Origin of the sequence: Sphingobacterium sp. UBA2610, assembly GCF_002339225.1 — a bacterium.
GTDB lineage: Bacteria > Bacteroidota > Bacteroidia > Sphingobacteriales > Sphingobacteriaceae > Sphingobacterium > Sphingobacterium multivorum.
The window spans coordinates 60,394-76,922 of the sequence record NZ_DDKA01000009.1; the positions used below are offsets into that span (position 1 = coordinate 60,394).

Genomic DNA, 16,529 nt, shown 5'->3' on the forward strand with positions numbered 1-16,529 from the left:
CCGAATACGATCAATTTATTTTTACTAAGCGGTATCTCGCTTTTCTAACATCATCAGCTGTCAGCCCCATAGCATGTTCGCATACAGTAGCATCTTCATTGTCGTATTAGGATCGCCAATAGAAGTTTCCTTTTGGTTGAATTGTGGAAAAATGAAAACGGGGCATACTAGCCCCGTTACATTGTTTGATTAATTGATACTTAATGATTCGGATTACCATAATAGTTTTGATAATTCTGAATGGTAGCACTAAACCATGCTCCACAGCTGCTATAATACATATCATTGGCTCCATAGCTGGTGTACGTGAGAACCTGAGTTTCGATCAACTGACCGCTTGTATTATAGATACTCATCGTCAATCTACATAGGGTACGAGACTTTCCGAGCTTGATCTCTTTGGCTTCGCTCACGATATTCAAATTAGCTTTTCCAGTTTGTGATTTGTAAATCGTTGATTTTTCAACAAGGCTGTTGTCGGCCGCTTTTGGCCCCGTTTTCGCAAAAGTAGCAGATGACATTAAAGCCAAGGCTACGGCGCTCATCATTAATTTTTTCATGTTACTAAGTTTTAGATAAATACATTGGAGGACCTGCCTCACTGTTAATTAACCTAAAACTGCCAATAAATTTAACACAGTAAACACTGTAATAAATATCTGATGTAGTCGTAACAATATTCGGTTGGTTTGATCAAATTTTTGAAAATAAATAAGAATTCAAAAAATTCTACTACCTTTGCAATCATCAGATGATATGACTATATGAAGACTGAAGCTATCGTACGAAGATCCTTGGCAGAGGAAGTTGCCGCGGCAATAGAAGAAAAAATCAAATTAGGTGAATTCCCGGTAGAATCTAAACTTCCTACGGAACCAGAATTGATGAAACAATTTGCTGTGGGCAGATCCAGCATTCGTGAGGCGGTCAAATATTTAAGTCAATCAGGCTATCTCAATGTACAACAAGGTCTTGGTACTTTTGTTAAAAGTAGCACAGGTCATCATGCTCTTGATTCAAAAATTGAAAAAGCCAATTTTAACGATATTTTTGAAGTTAGACACGTATTGGAATTGCGAATTATTGAAAAAGCTGCCTTAAATCGTACTTCGAAAGGCCTCAAGGATATGGCTCAAGCGCTCAAAAATAGAGCAAAATATGCCGAAATGGGAAATTTGATGGCGTGCGTGGATGCCGATATTGCCTTTCACAGTGCAATTGCTGAATCATGTGGAAATAGTATTTTGACCGCTTTATATACAACTTTATCTGAACATGTCAATAAGTTCTTCATGACTATTTATAAGGATACAGTACCCTTCTTAACTTCACAACAGCAACACGAGGAACTGATGTTGGCAATCAAAGATAAAGAAGTGAAAAAAGCTGTTGATATTGCTAACCGAATTATCCAACAGCTGTAATTTTCCTATAGCATATGCAAATCATCAATCTCAATATACGTTATTTTTATCAATTAAAACATCAGATGACCTGATGAATATTTCTTTTATGAAAACACAATCTTTAAACCCGAGTGGATCTTGGAAAAGCTCCGAAACCGTCTATCCGATTTTATTTGCGATTAGTCTTTCACACTTGCTCAATGACTTGATTCAGTCGGTCATCCCGGCAGTATATCCCATGTTAAAATCAAATTATGCGCTTAGTTTTACCCAAATTGGTATTATAACGTTGGTTTTTCAGCTTACTGCTTCTATTTTGCAACCCTTCGTTGGTTTGTATACAGATAAAAACCCTACACCACGATCACTCGCTGTCGGTATGCTTTTCTCTTTAGCAGGATTGATATGCATTTCTTTTGCGTCAAACTTTATCTACATTCTCCTTTCTGTAAGTCTTATTGGCATGGGTTCATCTATATTTCATCCTGAAGCTTCTCGAGTTGCTCATTTAGCTTCCGGAGGCAAAAAGGGGCTCGCCCAGTCTATCTTCCAAGTCGGTGGTAATGCTGGTGGTGCGATAGGTCCCCTTCTTGTAGCGCTTATTGTGATCCCTTTGGGCCAACAATACATTGGTGTATTTGGCGTATTGGCCATTGTAGCCGTTATGATTCTTACTTATGTCGGTAATTGGTATCAAATACATCTCAAGCCTAAGACACAAACAACTGCTGTTGGTGCTTCAAAAGCCGACCTGCCAAAATCAAAAGTAGTATTTGCACTTGTAATTTTATTGGTACTCATTTTTTCCAAATATTTTTACATGGCTTCCATGACCAGTTATTTCACCTTCTATTTGATCAATAAATTCCATGTTTCGGTTCAGGAATCTCAAATATACTTATTTATATTTCTTGCTTCTGTAGCTGCGGGAACTATATTAGGGGGGCCATTGGGAGATCGCTATGGGCGTAAACTAATTATCTGGGTATCGATTCTCGGAGCGGCTCCGTTCACATTACTATTGCCACACGTGGGTCTAGGGCTAACCATTATCCTCGCTATTTTAATAGGTCTTATTATATCGTCTGCATTCTCTGCTATCTTGGTCTATGCGACAGAACTCATCCCAGGAAAGGTCGGAATGATTGCTGGTTTATTTTTTGGCTTTGCTTTTGGTATGGGGGGAATTGGTTCAGCAGTTCTAGGCTGGCTTGCAGATCAAACCTCAATCGAATATGTATTTAATATCTGTGCTTATCTTCCATTAATCGGAGTAGTTACAGGGCTATTACCTAATATAAGTCAGCAGAAAAAGTAATTATATAATCAGTGTGTCCGAAAAGTTTGTCACTTGTTTTGTGGAAACTATTTTTGAATAGCAGATAAAGTTTCAACCTGTCCAAAGAGCTATGGTGAAATCCGGTGAAAAATGGCAACAATAAGCGAATGGGAAGCCCTTTGCTTCGTACCTGCTTCGTACTTTCTTCGGATCATCAATAGATTCCGTACAGATGCTGAACAGTCATTGACCAGTCTCCGAACAGGAAAATACTGGTCAGGAACTGGCCAATAGCTAATCCTTATCCGGTGAGCTCCGAAGCTTGTCCGAAGCAGGTACGAACACAATAGGTATCTAAGGCATATTGCCGCCACTAGCAGCATATACTGAAACTTATTCCTGTCGCTTATCAATACAGCATAGTTACTAAAATTGGACCTATTCAAAACGTATTAAAAATTAGCCGCAAAAAAAGCTGTCCAAAAAAATGCAGTGTCCCCAAAAAGTTAGACATTTTCTGGGGGCACTGCACATTTGGACAGCTTCTTTAAATACTAGTAACCTGGATTTTGGATCAATTTTGTATTTCGATTAACCTCATCGCGATGCAAAGACGTGTAGTACATTTTGTCATCCCAGTTCCTATTTTCGATACCTGGATCAATATTGGATACCGTATAGGTATAGGTGTAGTTATCGGGATTATATTGATAAAGAGTTACATTTTTACCCGCCTTAAGGGTTCCCGTGATGTTTATAATATTTGCTTTACGACCTATAGTTTCCGCGGCTATCATCCAGCGTCGCGCGTCAAAGAAGCGATGCTCCTCGTAGGCTAATTCAATACGGCGCTCGTTTCTATAACGTGCTTTTAGAGCCGCTCCGGTTTCGGCGGTTGGAATTGCAGGCATTCCAGCTCTAAAGCGGATTTTGTTTAACCATGTTTTAGCTTCATTCTCTTCTCCTAATTCAAGACATGCTTCTACATAGTTCAATATCGCCTCTGTATAGCGAAACATTGGCCAGGGAATGCGCTGTCTTGTGTTTTGATCCTGCATTGTAGGGTCCGGATCTGTAAATTTACGAATATAATATCCTGTCCGTGAACCATTCCAATCTTCAATCGGGCTTTTTCTTGTGTCAAGGCCAAATTGGATAACCTTTTGTCCTTTGGCATTCATTATTTCGTATTGACCTGTTTGGATTTGATTCGCCTTATCTCTTTCAGCGACATCAGCTGTCCTAGGTTTCCAATCCGCACCGTCGTATAAAATTGTTGCCTTTAAACGTGGGTCACGATTTTGATAAGGGCTGGCTGCCATAGTAGGATTTGACCAGCTGAATTTTTGGCCATCAATAGTCTCGTAGTCGTCTACCAAGAGTTGTATCGGTGTATTTCCGGCCCAGTTATGATAGCCATTTGGACCGTTGTCTCGCCCTACCCAGCCACCACGTTCATCCTTTTCGTCAATAAAGAATCTCCCCAGAATAATATCTTTTCCTGCTGTAAAATCAACTGTCTTGCTCCCCCCTCCTAACGATACGGCCATATAGTTGGCAGTACCCTCATTAGGCGAAGCGGGTTGAGTTAGGTCTAACTTATAGGCGAATTCTGTATGATCCAGTACGGCTTTTGCTGCGGCCTTTGCTTTTGTCCAACGCTCCACCTGATTGCCACTCGTGTACATTAGATATTCTGGATTTTTATACCCTGACAATAATGTTGATTTTGCTTTGGCTTTACCCGCATCGTGGAGATCGCTGGCAGCATAGAGTAATACCCTTGATTTTAAGGCCAATACTGCAGTTTCATTTGCACGTCCCTTTGTTGATGAACTGCCCTTTAACAAAAGAGCTGCGCTGTCTAGATCTTTCACGATGGCATTGACACACTCCTCATAGCTATTCCTCGGAACCATATAGTCTTTATCGTTCAATGTATATATCTTATTATCGATGGGGATGCCACCATAAAAGCGTAAGAGCTGTTGATAATAATACCCACGCAGGAAATAGGCTTCGCCTAACAGCTTATCGGCTTTTGCTTTGTCAAACTTGGGTGCACTCAAATTGGAGATGGCAATGTTAGTTGCCCGGATGCGCGTATACATGCGACCGTATTCGTAAGTATCCATAATATAGCCTTGATCAGCTGGATTTGATCGAGATTCGGTCACGGTATTTATGCCCCGATTAGGGTGTGTAAATAAAGCTTCGTCGGTCATGGATGCCATTTCTTGCTCATAAAAGCCTCCTACCCCAAAACCGTTATAGATTTCTGTCACGAAAGCCTCAGACAAACCAGCATCCGACCAAACGATCTCCTGTGGAACTTCACTGAGTGGCTTCGTGCTCACAAAATCATCATTACAAGCTTGTAATGATGCAGAAAGTACAAGTAGTATAAGTGATATATTCTTAATTTTTTTCATTTTTCTTCTTCGTTAAGTTCTTAATATGACAGTTGGTTAGAACGATAATAATGCGCCAAAATTAATCAATCTTGCCTGCGGATAATATTGCCCTAATGCATTAACGGCTTCTGGATCATACATTTTGATCTTACTCCACGTTATTAAATTCATGCCATTTGCATATAGACGTAAAGAACCAATGCCAATTTTACTACAAATGCTTGAGGCCAGATTATATCCTATTTCCACATTTTTAAGCCGCAAATAATCGGTACTCCGCATCCAATAGGTATTGTTATAAGAATAATATTGATTGCCACGGTCTGTCAAACGTGGATAAACGCTACTTGGGTTACTGATGCTCCAGCGTTTATCATAGAATTCTTCCACAAAATTTCCGATAGATCCAGATTCATCCGTTCCTACACGTATCTCTCCTCCTGTAGCTCCTTGAAATAGTACCGATAAGTCAAAATCCTTATAGGTCAGACTAAAATTGAAACCTCCCTGAAATGTTGGGTCACTATTCTTGTCTCGTCTTACTTTATCATCGGGGGTAATCTTTCCGTCACCATTGAAATCTTTATATTTCATATCTCCAGGGCGTAAAGTTTTCGTAATGGCACTATAGTCCAATTTATTGTTGGCGATATCTTCCATGTCACGGAATACGCCGTCATAGACATAATAAATATCCGTTTTGATAGGTTTACCTGTACTTTGCTGCCATGCAGGGGCGCCCGGGGCTTCATCCCAGAAGATAATTTTGTTTTTAGCATAACCACCATTCACACCAACCGTGTACCCCAAATCTCCCACCTTGCCACGATAACCTAAGTTAAATTCCCAACCCTTGTTATCCACTTTGCCAATATTTTCTGCCGGTAATGTCATCCCTGTACTTTGTGGTATTGACGCATTTTTTCTCCATAGAATGGAATTACGGCGATTTTTAAAAATATCAAACTCGAAATTCAGCTTTCCTTGTAAAAATTGAAAATCAAACCCTAAATTATAGTTATTGGCAACCTCCCAAGTAATCATCTCATTAGGAACACGGCTTTCAAAAAGGGTTTTGGCTAGCTTATCATTGACGATATAAGTACCAAAGGAATAGGTTGAAAAATATTGATATTCTTGTAATTTATCATCATAGTAGATGTTGTCATTACCCATCTGGCCATATGACGCACGGATCTTGAAATAATTAATCACAGGGACATTTTCCTTCCAGAAATTCTCTTCCGACACGACCCATCCCGCCATGGCACCTGGAAAGAAACCGAACCTTTCACTTTCAGGGAACATATACGATCCGTCATAACGCCAAAGGAATTCTGCGATATACTTGCTTTTATAATTATAGCCAAATCGCCCAAAGTAATTTAGCCGCGCTCTTTTCCATGCAGATCCATCGTTATTTTTTTCCTGTTCTCCACCGGCAAAAAGATAGTCGATCGCATTTGAAAGAAAATAGCGACGATACGCGCTGAATTTATCATTATCAATTGTTTCTCTGTTGATACCGGCTATAGCATTTACCTGATGGTCACCAAATTTCCGCTCAAAGCTTAAGATTCCACCAAGTAAGATATTCAGTTGATCTTCATTGCTTTGGTTTAAATTTGGATCGGCAGGCCCACGTCTTCCAGGAACCAGTTGTGGTGTGCTGCCATCGGCCTCATAAGCGCCCTGCCAAGAATACAAAGTCCAGGGTGTAACCCATGTTTTTTGATTTTTTACATATTTGTCAACAGAGGCATTAAGTGTTAATTTAAGACCATCTATCCAGGGATTTGTAATCTCAACCTGACCATTTGTTTGAAAATAGTAGCGTTTATCGTGATCGTAACCTGTCGCATTGGTCGTAATTACCACGGGGTTTTCGCCATTTTCGATATCTGGTCCCGGCATTCCATTAGGCCATATTGCTGGTTGTGTTGGATTTCCCCGCATCAGCATTCTAAAGACCGTGCCAGCACTCTTGGTGGGGAAATTTCGGTTTTCCTGTCTTCCTAAAACACCAAATTGTGTTTTGATATACTGACTTATATTGGCGTCCAGATTGATCCTTAAGTCATACTGTTTATAACCTGTAGCCGAATTTTTATAGTAGGCATCCTGATTTTGATACCCCAAAGACATCAGATACTTGACATCCTCAGTACCGCCATTGATTTGGAGGTTGTGGCGCTGTTGAGGTGACCAGTTTTTTAGCGTAGCTTTATACCAGTCAGTATTGGGATGCCCCCAAGGATCTGATCCGTCTTTGAACTTTTGGATATCTTCTGGTTTAAACGGCGCATCCAAAACTCCTCCACCTTGTTTATTGTAACTGCCTTTCTCGTTGATCGCTGTATAAGCAGCAGACCATTCTTCAACAGGGAGGTTATAAATTTCGAGTTCATTTCTAATTGCCGCAAACTGGGAGGCATCTGTTAATTTAGGAATAACGGTAGGTTGGGAATACCCTTGGTTGAACGTATAAGAAAACTGCGGTTTTCCTGTTTTTCCTCTTCTTGTCGTAACGAGAATAACCCCATTGGCTGCCCTGGCTCCATAAATAGCAGCAGAAGCATCTTTTAGAACCGAGATATTTTCTATATCTCGGGGATTAATACGATCAATTCCTCCTTCACGCGCAGGAACTCCATCAATAACGACTAAGGGACTGCTATTACCCAGTGTATTCGTTCCCCGGATTTTGATATTGGAACCATCGTAGCCAGGCTCGGCGCTCCCGTTGGTTGCTGTAACGCCCGGGACGCGTCCTGTTAATGCATTGGAAACGTTCAATGCCGGTGATTGTGCTAGATCGCTTCCCTTCACAGTGGCTACGGCACCGGTGACAGTCTCTTTGCGTTGCTTTCCGTAACCAACAACAACGACTTCTTCGAGATTCGATTCCGAATTAAGAAGTGTGATATCGATGGTCTGTCTTCCTTTTACAGCTTCATCCATAGATTGTTTGCCGACCATCCGGAAATTAATAATCGCACTTGCGGGGACTTTGTCTAACTTGTATCTACCTTGAACGTCGGTTTTAGTTACTAACTTTGTTCCATTGACGGAAACTGTTACTCCAGGAATTGGCATTCCAGATTCATCATGCACCGTTCCAGAAACACTTTGCTCCTGCTGAAAGAGAATTCCATAGCTTGCGAGGGTTGTAGCATCGACGATTTGGGGACTCAAGGCCACTAGTGAGCACAATGATCCAGTCCAAAACGCTCTCTTCCATTGATTTGAGAAATAATGGCAGTTAATCATAAAAACTGTTTAATTGTTTAAATTTTGTGTTTAATTAGTTATTTTTTTTACCTCTAAGACGTATCGGTTTAGGTGTCTACTGGAGGCGATTTATAATTGTTTATTTAACATGAAAATACGAAAATAAATATACATTGCAAGTGTTATTTTTACACTATTTAACACTATTGTTATTAAGTGATTGGTAATCAGATAATTTATTGAAAAACAAATCAATTGTAAATTCATTTTCTCAAAATTGTTTCCAGCGCTTTTGCTACTCAACGCAAGATCAAAGAACTAGTAAAACACTGCAAATAGAAAGTCCTGAGGAAAAGTACTTTTTATCATTTAGAAACTATATTATCAATTTTTCAAATATTAATACGCATATTTATCCTATATAATTAGATCTATAATTGATTTTTTCTAAACAACTATGTACCTACAAATAATGGGGCCAAAAACGGCTTTATTAATAGCGAAGAAATAGTTGTATCTACAAAAAAACTATGACTGTAAATATTAGGACAGAAAAGTCAAGTGACACAACGATTGTATTCGAACTGATCCGACTCGCCTTTGAAAACGAACAGTATAGCGATCATCAAGAGCACATTTTAGTAGAAAAACTAAGAAGGACAGCAGAATTTATACCACAACTGTCAATGGTAGCTGAAGCTGAAGGAGAAATAGCAGGCTATATACTCCTGACAAAGGTGAAGATTATCGATAAAGAGAATCAAAAAACATCCGATTCTCTTGCCTTGGCTCCTGTCGCTGTGCTACCTCAGTTTCAAGGACAGGGAATTGGCGGTAAATTAATTCTTGGTGCTCATCAGATTGCAAAAGAAATGGGTTTTGATGAGATGACAGCTGACGAACCTATCTAATACTTAATCGGATAATCTTGCATCAATTCAAACTGGTAGCCTTCTTTTTTTAATGCATCAATTAAAGTGGATAACTCCTGCTGCCCTTTTCGCGTTTGAAACATATCATCATGCATTAAGAAAACAACATTATTAGGTACCATTGAGCTTTTGTTGTTCATATAATTTCGGATATGAGACAAGGTAGACTCTTGGCTCTGTATGGGCGTACCAGTAACGCTATTAAGCCGCCACTCGACATCCCAGCCATAAATTGTATATCCGTTCTTATGCAATAGATCGGCTGTGCTGGATCCATTCTTAAGGTCAATCTTACGAACATTATCATATATCCAAATATTCCTTCCTGGAAGCCGAACAATTTTATGTTTTAAATGGAGATCTTTTTCATTCTTTTCAAAATCAGCAAAAGCATTTTGGGGGTTACTATAAAATCTTGAATATTGATTGTTTGCGTGCGTATAGCTGTGATTATAACAGGCTATAAGTGGATTGGATTCATAACGGGCAAGATCGCGTTTTCTTCCTTTGCTCATATTCGCATGTTTACCAATCAAGAATACACTCACTTTAATGTTTTTTTCTTTCGCAATAGAATCAATAAAAGCACTACCAATTAATGGGCCATCATCAAAAGTCAAATAAATATGTTTTGGTTGCTTATCAAATGCTTTCCGCAGGGAGTCCTTTAGCTCACGTCTTTGTTGTTTGATCGGAACAGGGTGTAGACTATCTACTGTAAAGTGTATCTGATTTTTCTGAAGCGAATCCCACCTATTCAACAAATGTGGTATTTTTTCCTTAACAACCAATTTCTCCGTAAGTGTGTCCTTCAGTTCGCCTTTTCCCAAGACTTTGTTTGAAAAATCCTTACATGCGGTTACACTAAACACTATACTACAAATGAAAAGTACCACAAACAACCTACTACACTTCATATCAATCGCTATAACTTAATGAATTTCTTTTTTCAAAATTACTACAAAAACCTATTTATTAACCATAAAATCTTACAAATCCCTACTTTCAGGGATAAGGTGAGTCATCTTCAACGATCCGGTATCGCTCTTTTTATGGCTTCAGTCTTTATTATAAATCCGATATAAGAAACTATCGTGCCACTTTTTTCGACCGTTGGTCTTTATTTCTTTTTAAAAAATAGTGCCTTGTTATACTCAAAATTCATACGTGCGATATTCAGTACTGATATACCTTGTGGACACTCTACCTCGCACGCTTCTGTATTTGAACAATGACCGAAGGACTCCTTATCCATTTGTTTGATCATATTTAATACCCGTTGACTACGCTCTTCCTTTCCTTGTGGTAATAGTGCCATATGGGTGATCTTTGCTGAGGTAAAAAGGGCCGCGCTGCCATTTTTGCACGTCGCCACACAAGCACCACAACCTATACAGGCTGCCGAGTCAAATGCCGATTCAGCTAATTCATGAGAAATAGGAATGGCTGTTGCATCTGGAGCCTGTCCTGTATTGATAGAGACAAATCCACCAGAAGAAATAATTCGATCGAATGCGGAACGATCCACTTTCAGATCTTTTTTTATATGAAATGCGGCTGAACGAAAAGGTTCTATGGTAATGGTATCCTTGTCTTTAAATGAACGTAAATGTAACTGGCAAGTCGTCGTATGCTTAAGGGGCCCATGTGCAATGCCGTTAATCATCATTCCGCACTGCCCGCAAATTCCTTCACGACAGTCGTGATCGAACTCGACGGGCTCTTCTCCTCCTGTTATCAACTGTTCATTTAAAGTATCCAACATTTCCAAAAAAGACATATGCGGATTTAGGTCAGTTAATGTGTACGTCACTAATTTGCCTGTAGCATTGCGATCCTTTTGTCGCCATATTTTAAGATATAAATCCATAATCATTCATTTTATTTATAGCTCCTAACAGTTGGTTGTATTTCTTCAAAGGTCAACGGTTCTTTGACCAACTCAGGTTCTTCATTTTCTCCCTTCCATAACCAAGCGGAAATAAATTGGTATTCGGCATCGTTACGTAGCGCCTCTCCGTCTGCAGTTTGATATTCTTCCCGAAAATGCGCTCCACAGGATTCATTTCGCGTCAATGCATCATAACACATCAGTTCTCCAATCTCAAAATAGTCTGCTACACGTCCGGCTTTCTCCAGTTCGCTATTTAACGTATCGGCCTGGCCGCTGACAATAACGTCCTTGAAAAATTCTTGTTTTAGCTTTCTAATTTCTTCAATAGCATAGCGAAGCCCTTTTTCATTACGTGCCAGCCCACAATAGTCATAGAGTATTTTGCCGAGTGTTTTATGGAAATAATCCACAGTTTTACTGCCTTTGATTTTCAAAAATACGTCGATTTGTTTTCTAACATCCTCTTCAGCACGTTCAAACGCAATATGATCTGTGGAAATTTTCCCCGTATGAATATCGTTTGCCAAATAATTGGCAATCGTATAGGGACCGATAAAATAGCCATCGACAGATGCCTGAAGCAGTGAATTTGCCCCAAGTCTGTTTGCACCATGGTCCGCAAAATTAGCTTCGCCAAGCGCAAATAAACCTGGCAGACTCGTCATCAACTCATAATCGACCCATAAACCGCCCATGGAAAAGTGTGCAGACGGTGAAATCATCATCGGTACGCTATAAGCATCATATCCCGTAATCTTTTCATACATGTCAAATAGATTACCATATTTTTCCTGTATTTTCTGTTTCCCCTGTTCTCTGATAGCCTTCGCAAAATCAAGATAAACAGCATTTTTGAGTGGACCAATCCCAAAGCCGGCATCGATCCGTTCCTTTGCCGCCCGAGAGGAAATATCCCGTGGGGCAAGATTTCCAAATGCGGGATACCGTCGTTCTAAATAGTAATCCCGTTCTTCCTCCGGAATAGCGTTGGGTTCTCGCGTCTCACCTTCCTTCATGGGGACCCATATTCTTCCGTCATTGCGCAAAGACTCCGACATTAAGGTTAATTTAGACTGATAACTGCCCGATTGTGGTAAGGACGTCGGGTGAATCTGAATCCAGCTCGGAGAAGCCATTAATGCGCCCTTTTTATGTGCGCGCCAGATTGCCGAACCGTTACATCCCATAGCCAAGGTCGATAGGTAATATATTTTACCATAACCTCCTGTTGCTAATACAACTGTATGGGCCGCATGCCGTTCAATATCGCCCGTATCTAGATTACGTACGATAACACCACGTGCCTTTCCATCGATAACAACAACATCAAGCATCTCATGTCGTGTAAAAAGTTGCACGGTTCCCTTTCCTACCTGGCGCATAAGTGCCTGGTAGGCGCCCAAAAGAAGCTGCTGCCCGGTTTGGCCTCTTGCATAGAACGTCCGACTTACCTGTACGCCGCCAAAAGAGCGATTATTTAAATAGCCGCCGTATTCTCGTCCAAAAGGAACTCCTTGGGCTACAGCTTGATCGATCAAATTAAGTGAGCATTCTGCCATGCGGTATACATTTGCTTCACGTGCACGGAAATCCCCTCCTTTTAAGGTGTCAACAAACATTCTGTAAACGCTATCTCCATCATTTTTATAGTTCTTTGCCGCATTTACCCCGCCCTGCGCTGCGACGGAATGCGCCCGTCGCGGACTGTCCTGAAAACAAAATGATTTCACCTGATACCCCATCTCGCCAAGGGAGGCTGCAATAGAACTACCCGCCAACCCTGTACCAATCACGATAACATCCAATTTTTTGCGATTGGCGGGATTAACTAATTTGGCAGTCTTCTTATAGCGTGTCCATTTTTCATCCAATGGCCCTTCTGGTATTTTTGAATTTAATATCATGATTTATCCGCTTTAGTTTACTGTAAAGAATATATAAACAGGCATCATGGCAAAGCCCAAACTAATGATAACCGAATAGCCAATGCCAAGGATCTTAAACCATTTGACAAATTTTGGATGAAATAATCCTAAGGTTCGAATTGCGCTATGAATCCCGTGAATAAGATGATAACACAAGGCTATCATAGATAATACATAGATAAGGACGTACCACCATTGTTGGAAGACAGCGATGACCAAAACATATAAGTCCTTGTTCCCCCGCTCATCAAGCGGGGTTGCACCAAATTTGTATACATACCAAAAATTCTGAAAATGGATAACTAAAAAGATGAGAATTATAGTACCTAAAATTCCCATATTACGCGAGTACCATTTGCTTGCTCTTCCGCGATGATCCGATTTATAAACAGCTCCCTCCTTTTTATTTTTTAATGTAATGACAAGGCCATCTAAGGCATGAAGGATAATGCTGGCATAAAGTACATAAGAGATAATCTTGATCAAGATATTGCCCGCTAGAAAATGTGAGTAGGCATTAAATTGTAAATGTGCTTGTTCCTGCGGCAAGAATAGCTGTAAGTTCCCTAGGAAGTGAATCAGCAAAAAGAACGCTAAAAACAATCCAGTCAGGCACATGAGCATCTTTTTTGACAAAGTAGATAACATAATAAGATCCTAATTTTTAATAATAACCTATAACCTTCATCCACAATCCACCAACACCCATGTAAATCACCAATAATACGATACCGATTTCCAATCCACGCAACCACCATGATTTTAAATCAACATAGCCACTTCCGAAAAATACCGGTGCAGGGCCATGGCCATAATGTGTTAATACACCATAGATGGAGCCTAGAAATCCAAGCATCATCGCAAGCAGCATTGGTGGAATGCCTAAAGAAACACCGACACCCAACAAAGCGGCATACATCGCTGCTACATGGGCAGTGGCGCTAGCGAAAATGTAGTGACTAAAGAAGTAAACAAGAATAATGACAGGAAAGGCTATTTGCCAGCTCAAATCACCAATCTGTACTTTAATCAAATCACTAAACCAGCCGATGAATCCCAATTCGTTTAATGAACTGGCCATCATGACCAACACAGCAAACCAAACAATCGTATCCCATGCTCCTTTTTCTGCTTTAACATCCTCCCAGGTCAACACAGAGGTTAGTAACAGTAGCGTTAAACCTATAAAAGCCGTCGTTGTAGCATCAATTGAAAAGGATCCACCAAAGATCCATAATGCCAATAAGATAAAGAATGCCAAAAGCATTAACCACTCATTCCTCGAAATAGGCCCCATCTCTTTTAGTTTCTGTGCCGCCATCTTCGGCGCATCGCCTGTTTTTTTTAATTCAGGCGGATATAATTTGTAAAGAACAAGCGGTACCACAAAAAAGGCGACAATACCAGGTATGAATCCCGCAATGGCCCAGGACATCCAAGTAATGTCGATTCCCAGGTTAGCAGCAAATTTTTGACACATTGGATTACTGGCCGTCCCAGTCAAAAACATCGAAGATGCGATAAGATTCATATAATAGCTATTTAAAGTAAGATAGGATCCCAATTTCCGATGTGTCTCTGGTTTATCGGGGACGGAATCAAAACTAATAGCCATGGATTTCATAATTGGATATATAATTCCACCGCCTCGAGCCGTATTGCTCGGGATTGCTGGAGCTAAACAGACGTCTGCCAGTCCCAATCCATAGGCTAACCCGAGCGAACTTTTTCCAAAAACACGAATGAAAAGAAATGCAATCCGATTGCCAAGACCGGTTTTTATGAAACCGCGAGCAATAAAAAAAGAGATACCAATCAGCCAGATAACTTTGTCGCCAAAACCGGTCAAAGCTTTGGTAATGGATTTACCAGCATCTCCGGGCGCCAACACTTGTGTCAGCGCAGTAAATGCTATGGCCATCATACACATGGTACCCATTGGAGCTGCTTTTAAAATAATCCCAAGAATAGTTGCTGCGAAGATAGCAAAGAGATGCCAAGCTTCTGGGCTGACTCCTTTCGGTATTGGGATAAACCATAAAATGAGTGCCACAAGAAAAGTGATGGCAATATTTTTAATACTGATTTCTTTCATAATAAGCGTGGTTTAATAAATTAGAATCGACTTTGCACTTGAATAATAAATAAGTTCTTATTGAATTCACTGGTATTTTCGGTCTGCTTTTTATACCGGTCTAACTGGACACCAAGCTGAATCCTTGCACCATAATTTTTTAAAAATTCTAGACCGAACATCGGTGTGTATGTTTGACGTCCATTTGCATTTAGTTTATAATTAGGATCAATGTATTCATATCGGCAAGATAGCTCGAAAGCGCTTAGGTTGAAATAATTTACTTCGTATCTTAAGTTTGGAAGAAAATAAATACCCCGTACAAGGTAATCGCTCAATTTGGAGCTACGAGCACTCTCGTCCAACGAATAGTACAGGCTATGATTGATCGCCTGTTTTGCTTCCAGCTGCATATCGAGATTCCAGCGCTTGCCAAAGTTCACATTTCCGGTTAGATCAACACCCAATGCGTGCACCTGTTTTTTCATAACCTCGCCAATCCCCCCATTGAGCCCTAAGTTAACACTATACTTCTTCGAAAGGCCAAAGACAAGACGCGTAGCATATTGTTTGCCATTGTCGTTATCGACTACCTGATTTTTTCCATTTCCATTTACCACGGATAACGAGTAGCTAAAAGGCATTTCCCCAAGCGTGGTCTCACCTGTCGCTGCCACGCCGATCTGAAAGCTTGCCCAGCCGAGTTTGCCAAACTCAAGATATTGATTGGACCAATCCAATGATTTGATAATATCAATTGGATAAGTCTCTTCAATACCAAACCAGGGACGGAATTGGCCTACTGTAATCGCCAATTTGGGACTAAATGTATATTTCAAATAAGCATTTTCGAGAACTTTTGTTTTCGGATCGCTTTTAAAATCCGCGAGATTTGCCAAAACTGTCACCTCTGTGCGTTTGCTAATTTGGGCACGCATCTGAACGCGCATATACTTCACCATAAAATTGTTGTCCGTACCAGAACCATCACTGTGATGCAGTCCATTAACGTCTACATCTTTTGTGCCACTCACAAGGTATCTGGCCTGAAATAAACCTTTTACCTGAAGCTTGGGATAAATCGTATCATCCTTGGTTAGTTTTACAGAATCTACTTTGCTTTGTTGTTCGGTCCCTACTTCTTGCCCGTTGGCCAGGTTATTCAATAGTGAGCACGCAATAAGGAGTGGAATGTAATGTTTCTTCATATCAAAACAATTTGGCCTTAGCGAGTAGCCCGGCCTACTTTTCGTTGTTAATAATGTTACTTCTTCGATTTGGTATTGTAGTAACAACAGATAACATTAGAAAATGTTTTGTTATTTTAATATAATTTAATAACTGTAAGAAAACCAGTCCGATTCTAAAATGGTA

13 protein-coding genes are annotated in these 16,529 nt (G+C 40.2%); 4 read left to right on the top strand and 9 right to left on the bottom strand.

The genetic code is table 11. The features are described from left to right. Nucleotides 1-200: 200 nt before the first annotated feature. Nucleotides 201-560 carry a hypothetical protein gene (locus B4Z47_RS06100; RefSeq protein WP_046673355.1) on the bottom strand — a complete coding sequence of 120 codons (360 nt, stop codon included), beginning with the start codon at nt 558-560 and terminating at the stop codon, nt 201-203. Between the two features lie 204 nt (nt 561-764). Between B4Z47_RS06100 and B4Z47_RS06105 the strand changes: the two genes are divergently transcribed. The 3 genes from B4Z47_RS06105 (at nt 765) to B4Z47_RS06115 (ending at nt 2,979) form a co-directional block, all read left to right on the top strand. After that, complete coding sequence (locus B4Z47_RS06105) at nt 765-1,424, top strand: FadR/GntR family transcriptional regulator (protein ID WP_112374116.1); 660 nt, start codon at nt 765-767, stop codon at nt 1,422-1,424. An 88-nt stretch (nt 1,425-1,512) separates the two neighbouring features. Beyond that, nucleotides 1,513-2,724 carry an MFS transporter gene (locus B4Z47_RS06110; RefSeq protein ID WP_070564519.1) on the top strand — a complete coding sequence of 404 codons (1,212 nt, stop codon included), beginning with the start codon at nt 1,513-1,515 and terminating at the stop codon, nt 2,722-2,724. A gap of 111 nt (nt 2,725-2,835) precedes the next feature. Next, nucleotides 2,836-2,979: a hypothetical protein gene (locus B4Z47_RS06115; protein ID WP_159332944.1), complete on the top strand. Its 144-nt coding sequence runs from the start codon at nt 2,836-2,838 to the stop codon at nt 2,977-2,979. 260 nt (nt 2,980-3,239) lie between these two features. Here B4Z47_RS06115 and B4Z47_RS06120 read toward each other — a convergent pair whose 3' ends face one another. Beyond that, nucleotides 3,240-5,117 (bottom strand): RagB/SusD family nutrient uptake outer membrane protein, encoded by a 1,878-nt coding sequence (locus tag B4Z47_RS06120; protein ID WP_115048712.1) that lies wholly within the window; start codon nt 5,115-5,117, stop codon nt 3,240-3,242. Nucleotides 5,118-5,153: 36 nt separating this feature from the next. Continuing rightward, a complete protein-coding gene (locus B4Z47_RS06125) occupies nt 5,154-8,369 on the bottom strand; it encodes a SusC/RagA family TonB-linked outer membrane protein (protein WP_159332945.1) in 3,216 nt (1,071 codons plus the stop codon). A gap of 491 nt (nt 8,370-8,860) precedes the next feature. Here B4Z47_RS06125 and B4Z47_RS06130 point away from each other — a divergent pair, with 491 nt between their 5' ends. Beyond that, nucleotides 8,861-9,241 carry a GNAT family N-acetyltransferase gene (locus tag B4Z47_RS06130; protein WP_115048716.1) on the top strand — a complete coding sequence of 127 codons (381 nt, stop codon included), beginning with the start codon at nt 8,861-8,863 and terminating at the stop codon, nt 9,239-9,241. Here the strand turns inward: B4Z47_RS06130 and B4Z47_RS06135 are convergent. The 6 genes from B4Z47_RS06135 to B4Z47_RS06160 form a co-directional block, all read right to left on the bottom strand. After that, nucleotides 9,238-10,092 (bottom strand): polysaccharide deacetylase family protein, encoded by an 855-nt coding sequence (locus tag B4Z47_RS06135; RefSeq protein WP_236590847.1) that lies wholly within the window; start codon nt 10,090-10,092, stop codon nt 9,238-9,240. The two genes, B4Z47_RS06130 and B4Z47_RS06135, sit on opposite strands and share 4 nt — an antisense overlap. Before the next feature lie 290 nt (nt 10,093-10,382). Beyond that, nucleotides 10,383-11,132, bottom strand: coding sequence for a succinate dehydrogenase/fumarate reductase iron-sulfur subunit (locus B4Z47_RS06140; RefSeq protein ID WP_046673445.1), 750 nt, complete (start codon nt 11,130-11,132; stop codon nt 10,383-10,385). A gap of 11 nt (nt 11,133-11,143) precedes the next feature. Further along, nucleotides 11,144-13,060 carry a fumarate reductase/succinate dehydrogenase flavoprotein subunit gene (locus B4Z47_RS06145; RefSeq protein ID WP_115048718.1) on the bottom strand — a complete coding sequence of 639 codons (1,917 nt, stop codon included), beginning with the start codon at nt 13,058-13,060 and terminating at the stop codon, nt 11,144-11,146. A gap of 12 nt (nt 13,061-13,072) precedes the next feature. Further along, nucleotides 13,073-13,729 carry a succinate dehydrogenase cytochrome b subunit gene (locus B4Z47_RS06150; protein ID WP_070564055.1) on the bottom strand — a complete coding sequence of 219 codons (657 nt, stop codon included), beginning with the start codon at nt 13,727-13,729 and terminating at the stop codon, nt 13,073-13,075. 16 nt (nt 13,730-13,745) lie between these two features. Then, nucleotides 13,746-15,176 carry an anion permease gene (locus tag B4Z47_RS06155; protein WP_046673349.1) on the bottom strand — a complete coding sequence of 477 codons (1,431 nt, stop codon included), beginning with the start codon at nt 15,174-15,176 and terminating at the stop codon, nt 13,746-13,748. A gap of 20 nt (nt 15,177-15,196) precedes the next feature. Beyond that, nucleotides 15,197-16,363, bottom strand: coding sequence for a porin (locus B4Z47_RS06160; RefSeq protein WP_083295856.1), 1,167 nt, complete (start codon nt 16,361-16,363; stop codon nt 15,197-15,199). Nucleotides 16,364-16,529: the final 166 nt, after the last annotated feature.

What these genes read in the sequence shown, in the direction of transcription:
- B4Z47_RS06100 (WP_046673355.1), bottom strand. Translation starts at nt 560, where the DNA reads ATGAAAAAATTAATGATGAGCGCCGTAGCCTTGGCTTTAATGTCATCT.
- B4Z47_RS06105 (WP_112374116.1), top strand. Translation starts at nt 765, where the DNA reads ATGAAGACTGAAGCTATCGTACGAAGATCCTTGGCAGAGGAAGTTGCC.
- B4Z47_RS06110 (WP_070564519.1), top strand. Translation starts at nt 1,513, where the DNA reads ATGAAAACACAATCTTTAAACCCGAGTGGATCTTGGAAAAGCTCCGAA.
- B4Z47_RS06115 (WP_159332944.1), top strand. Translation starts at nt 2,836, where the DNA reads ATGGCAACAATAAGCGAATGGGAAGCCCTTTGCTTCGTACCTGCTTCG.
- B4Z47_RS06120 (WP_115048712.1), bottom strand. Translation starts at nt 5,117, where the DNA reads ATGAAAAAAATTAAGAATATATCACTTATACTACTTGTACTTTCTGCA.
- B4Z47_RS06125 (WP_159332945.1), bottom strand. Translation starts at nt 8,369, where the DNA reads ATGATTAACTGCCATTATTTCTCAAATCAATGGAAGAGAGCGTTTTGG.
- B4Z47_RS06130 (WP_115048716.1), top strand. Translation starts at nt 8,861, where the DNA reads ATGACTGTAAATATTAGGACAGAAAAGTCAAGTGACACAACGATTGTA.
- B4Z47_RS06140 (WP_046673445.1), bottom strand. Translation starts at nt 11,132, where the DNA reads ATGGATTTATATCTTAAAATATGGCGACAAAAGGATCGCAATGCTACA.
- B4Z47_RS06145 (WP_115048718.1), bottom strand. Translation starts at nt 13,060, where the DNA reads ATGATATTAAATTCAAAAATACCAGAAGGGCCATTGGATGAAAAATGG.
- B4Z47_RS06150 (WP_070564055.1), bottom strand. Translation starts at nt 13,729, where the DNA reads ATGTTATCTACTTTGTCAAAAAAGATGCTCATGTGCCTGACTGGATTG.
- B4Z47_RS06155 (WP_046673349.1), bottom strand. Translation starts at nt 15,176, where the DNA reads ATGAAAGAAATCAGTATTAAAAATATTGCCATCACTTTTCTTGTGGCA.
- B4Z47_RS06160 (WP_083295856.1), bottom strand. Translation starts at nt 16,363, where the DNA reads ATGAAGAAACATTACATTCCACTCCTTATTGCGTGCTCACTATTGAAT.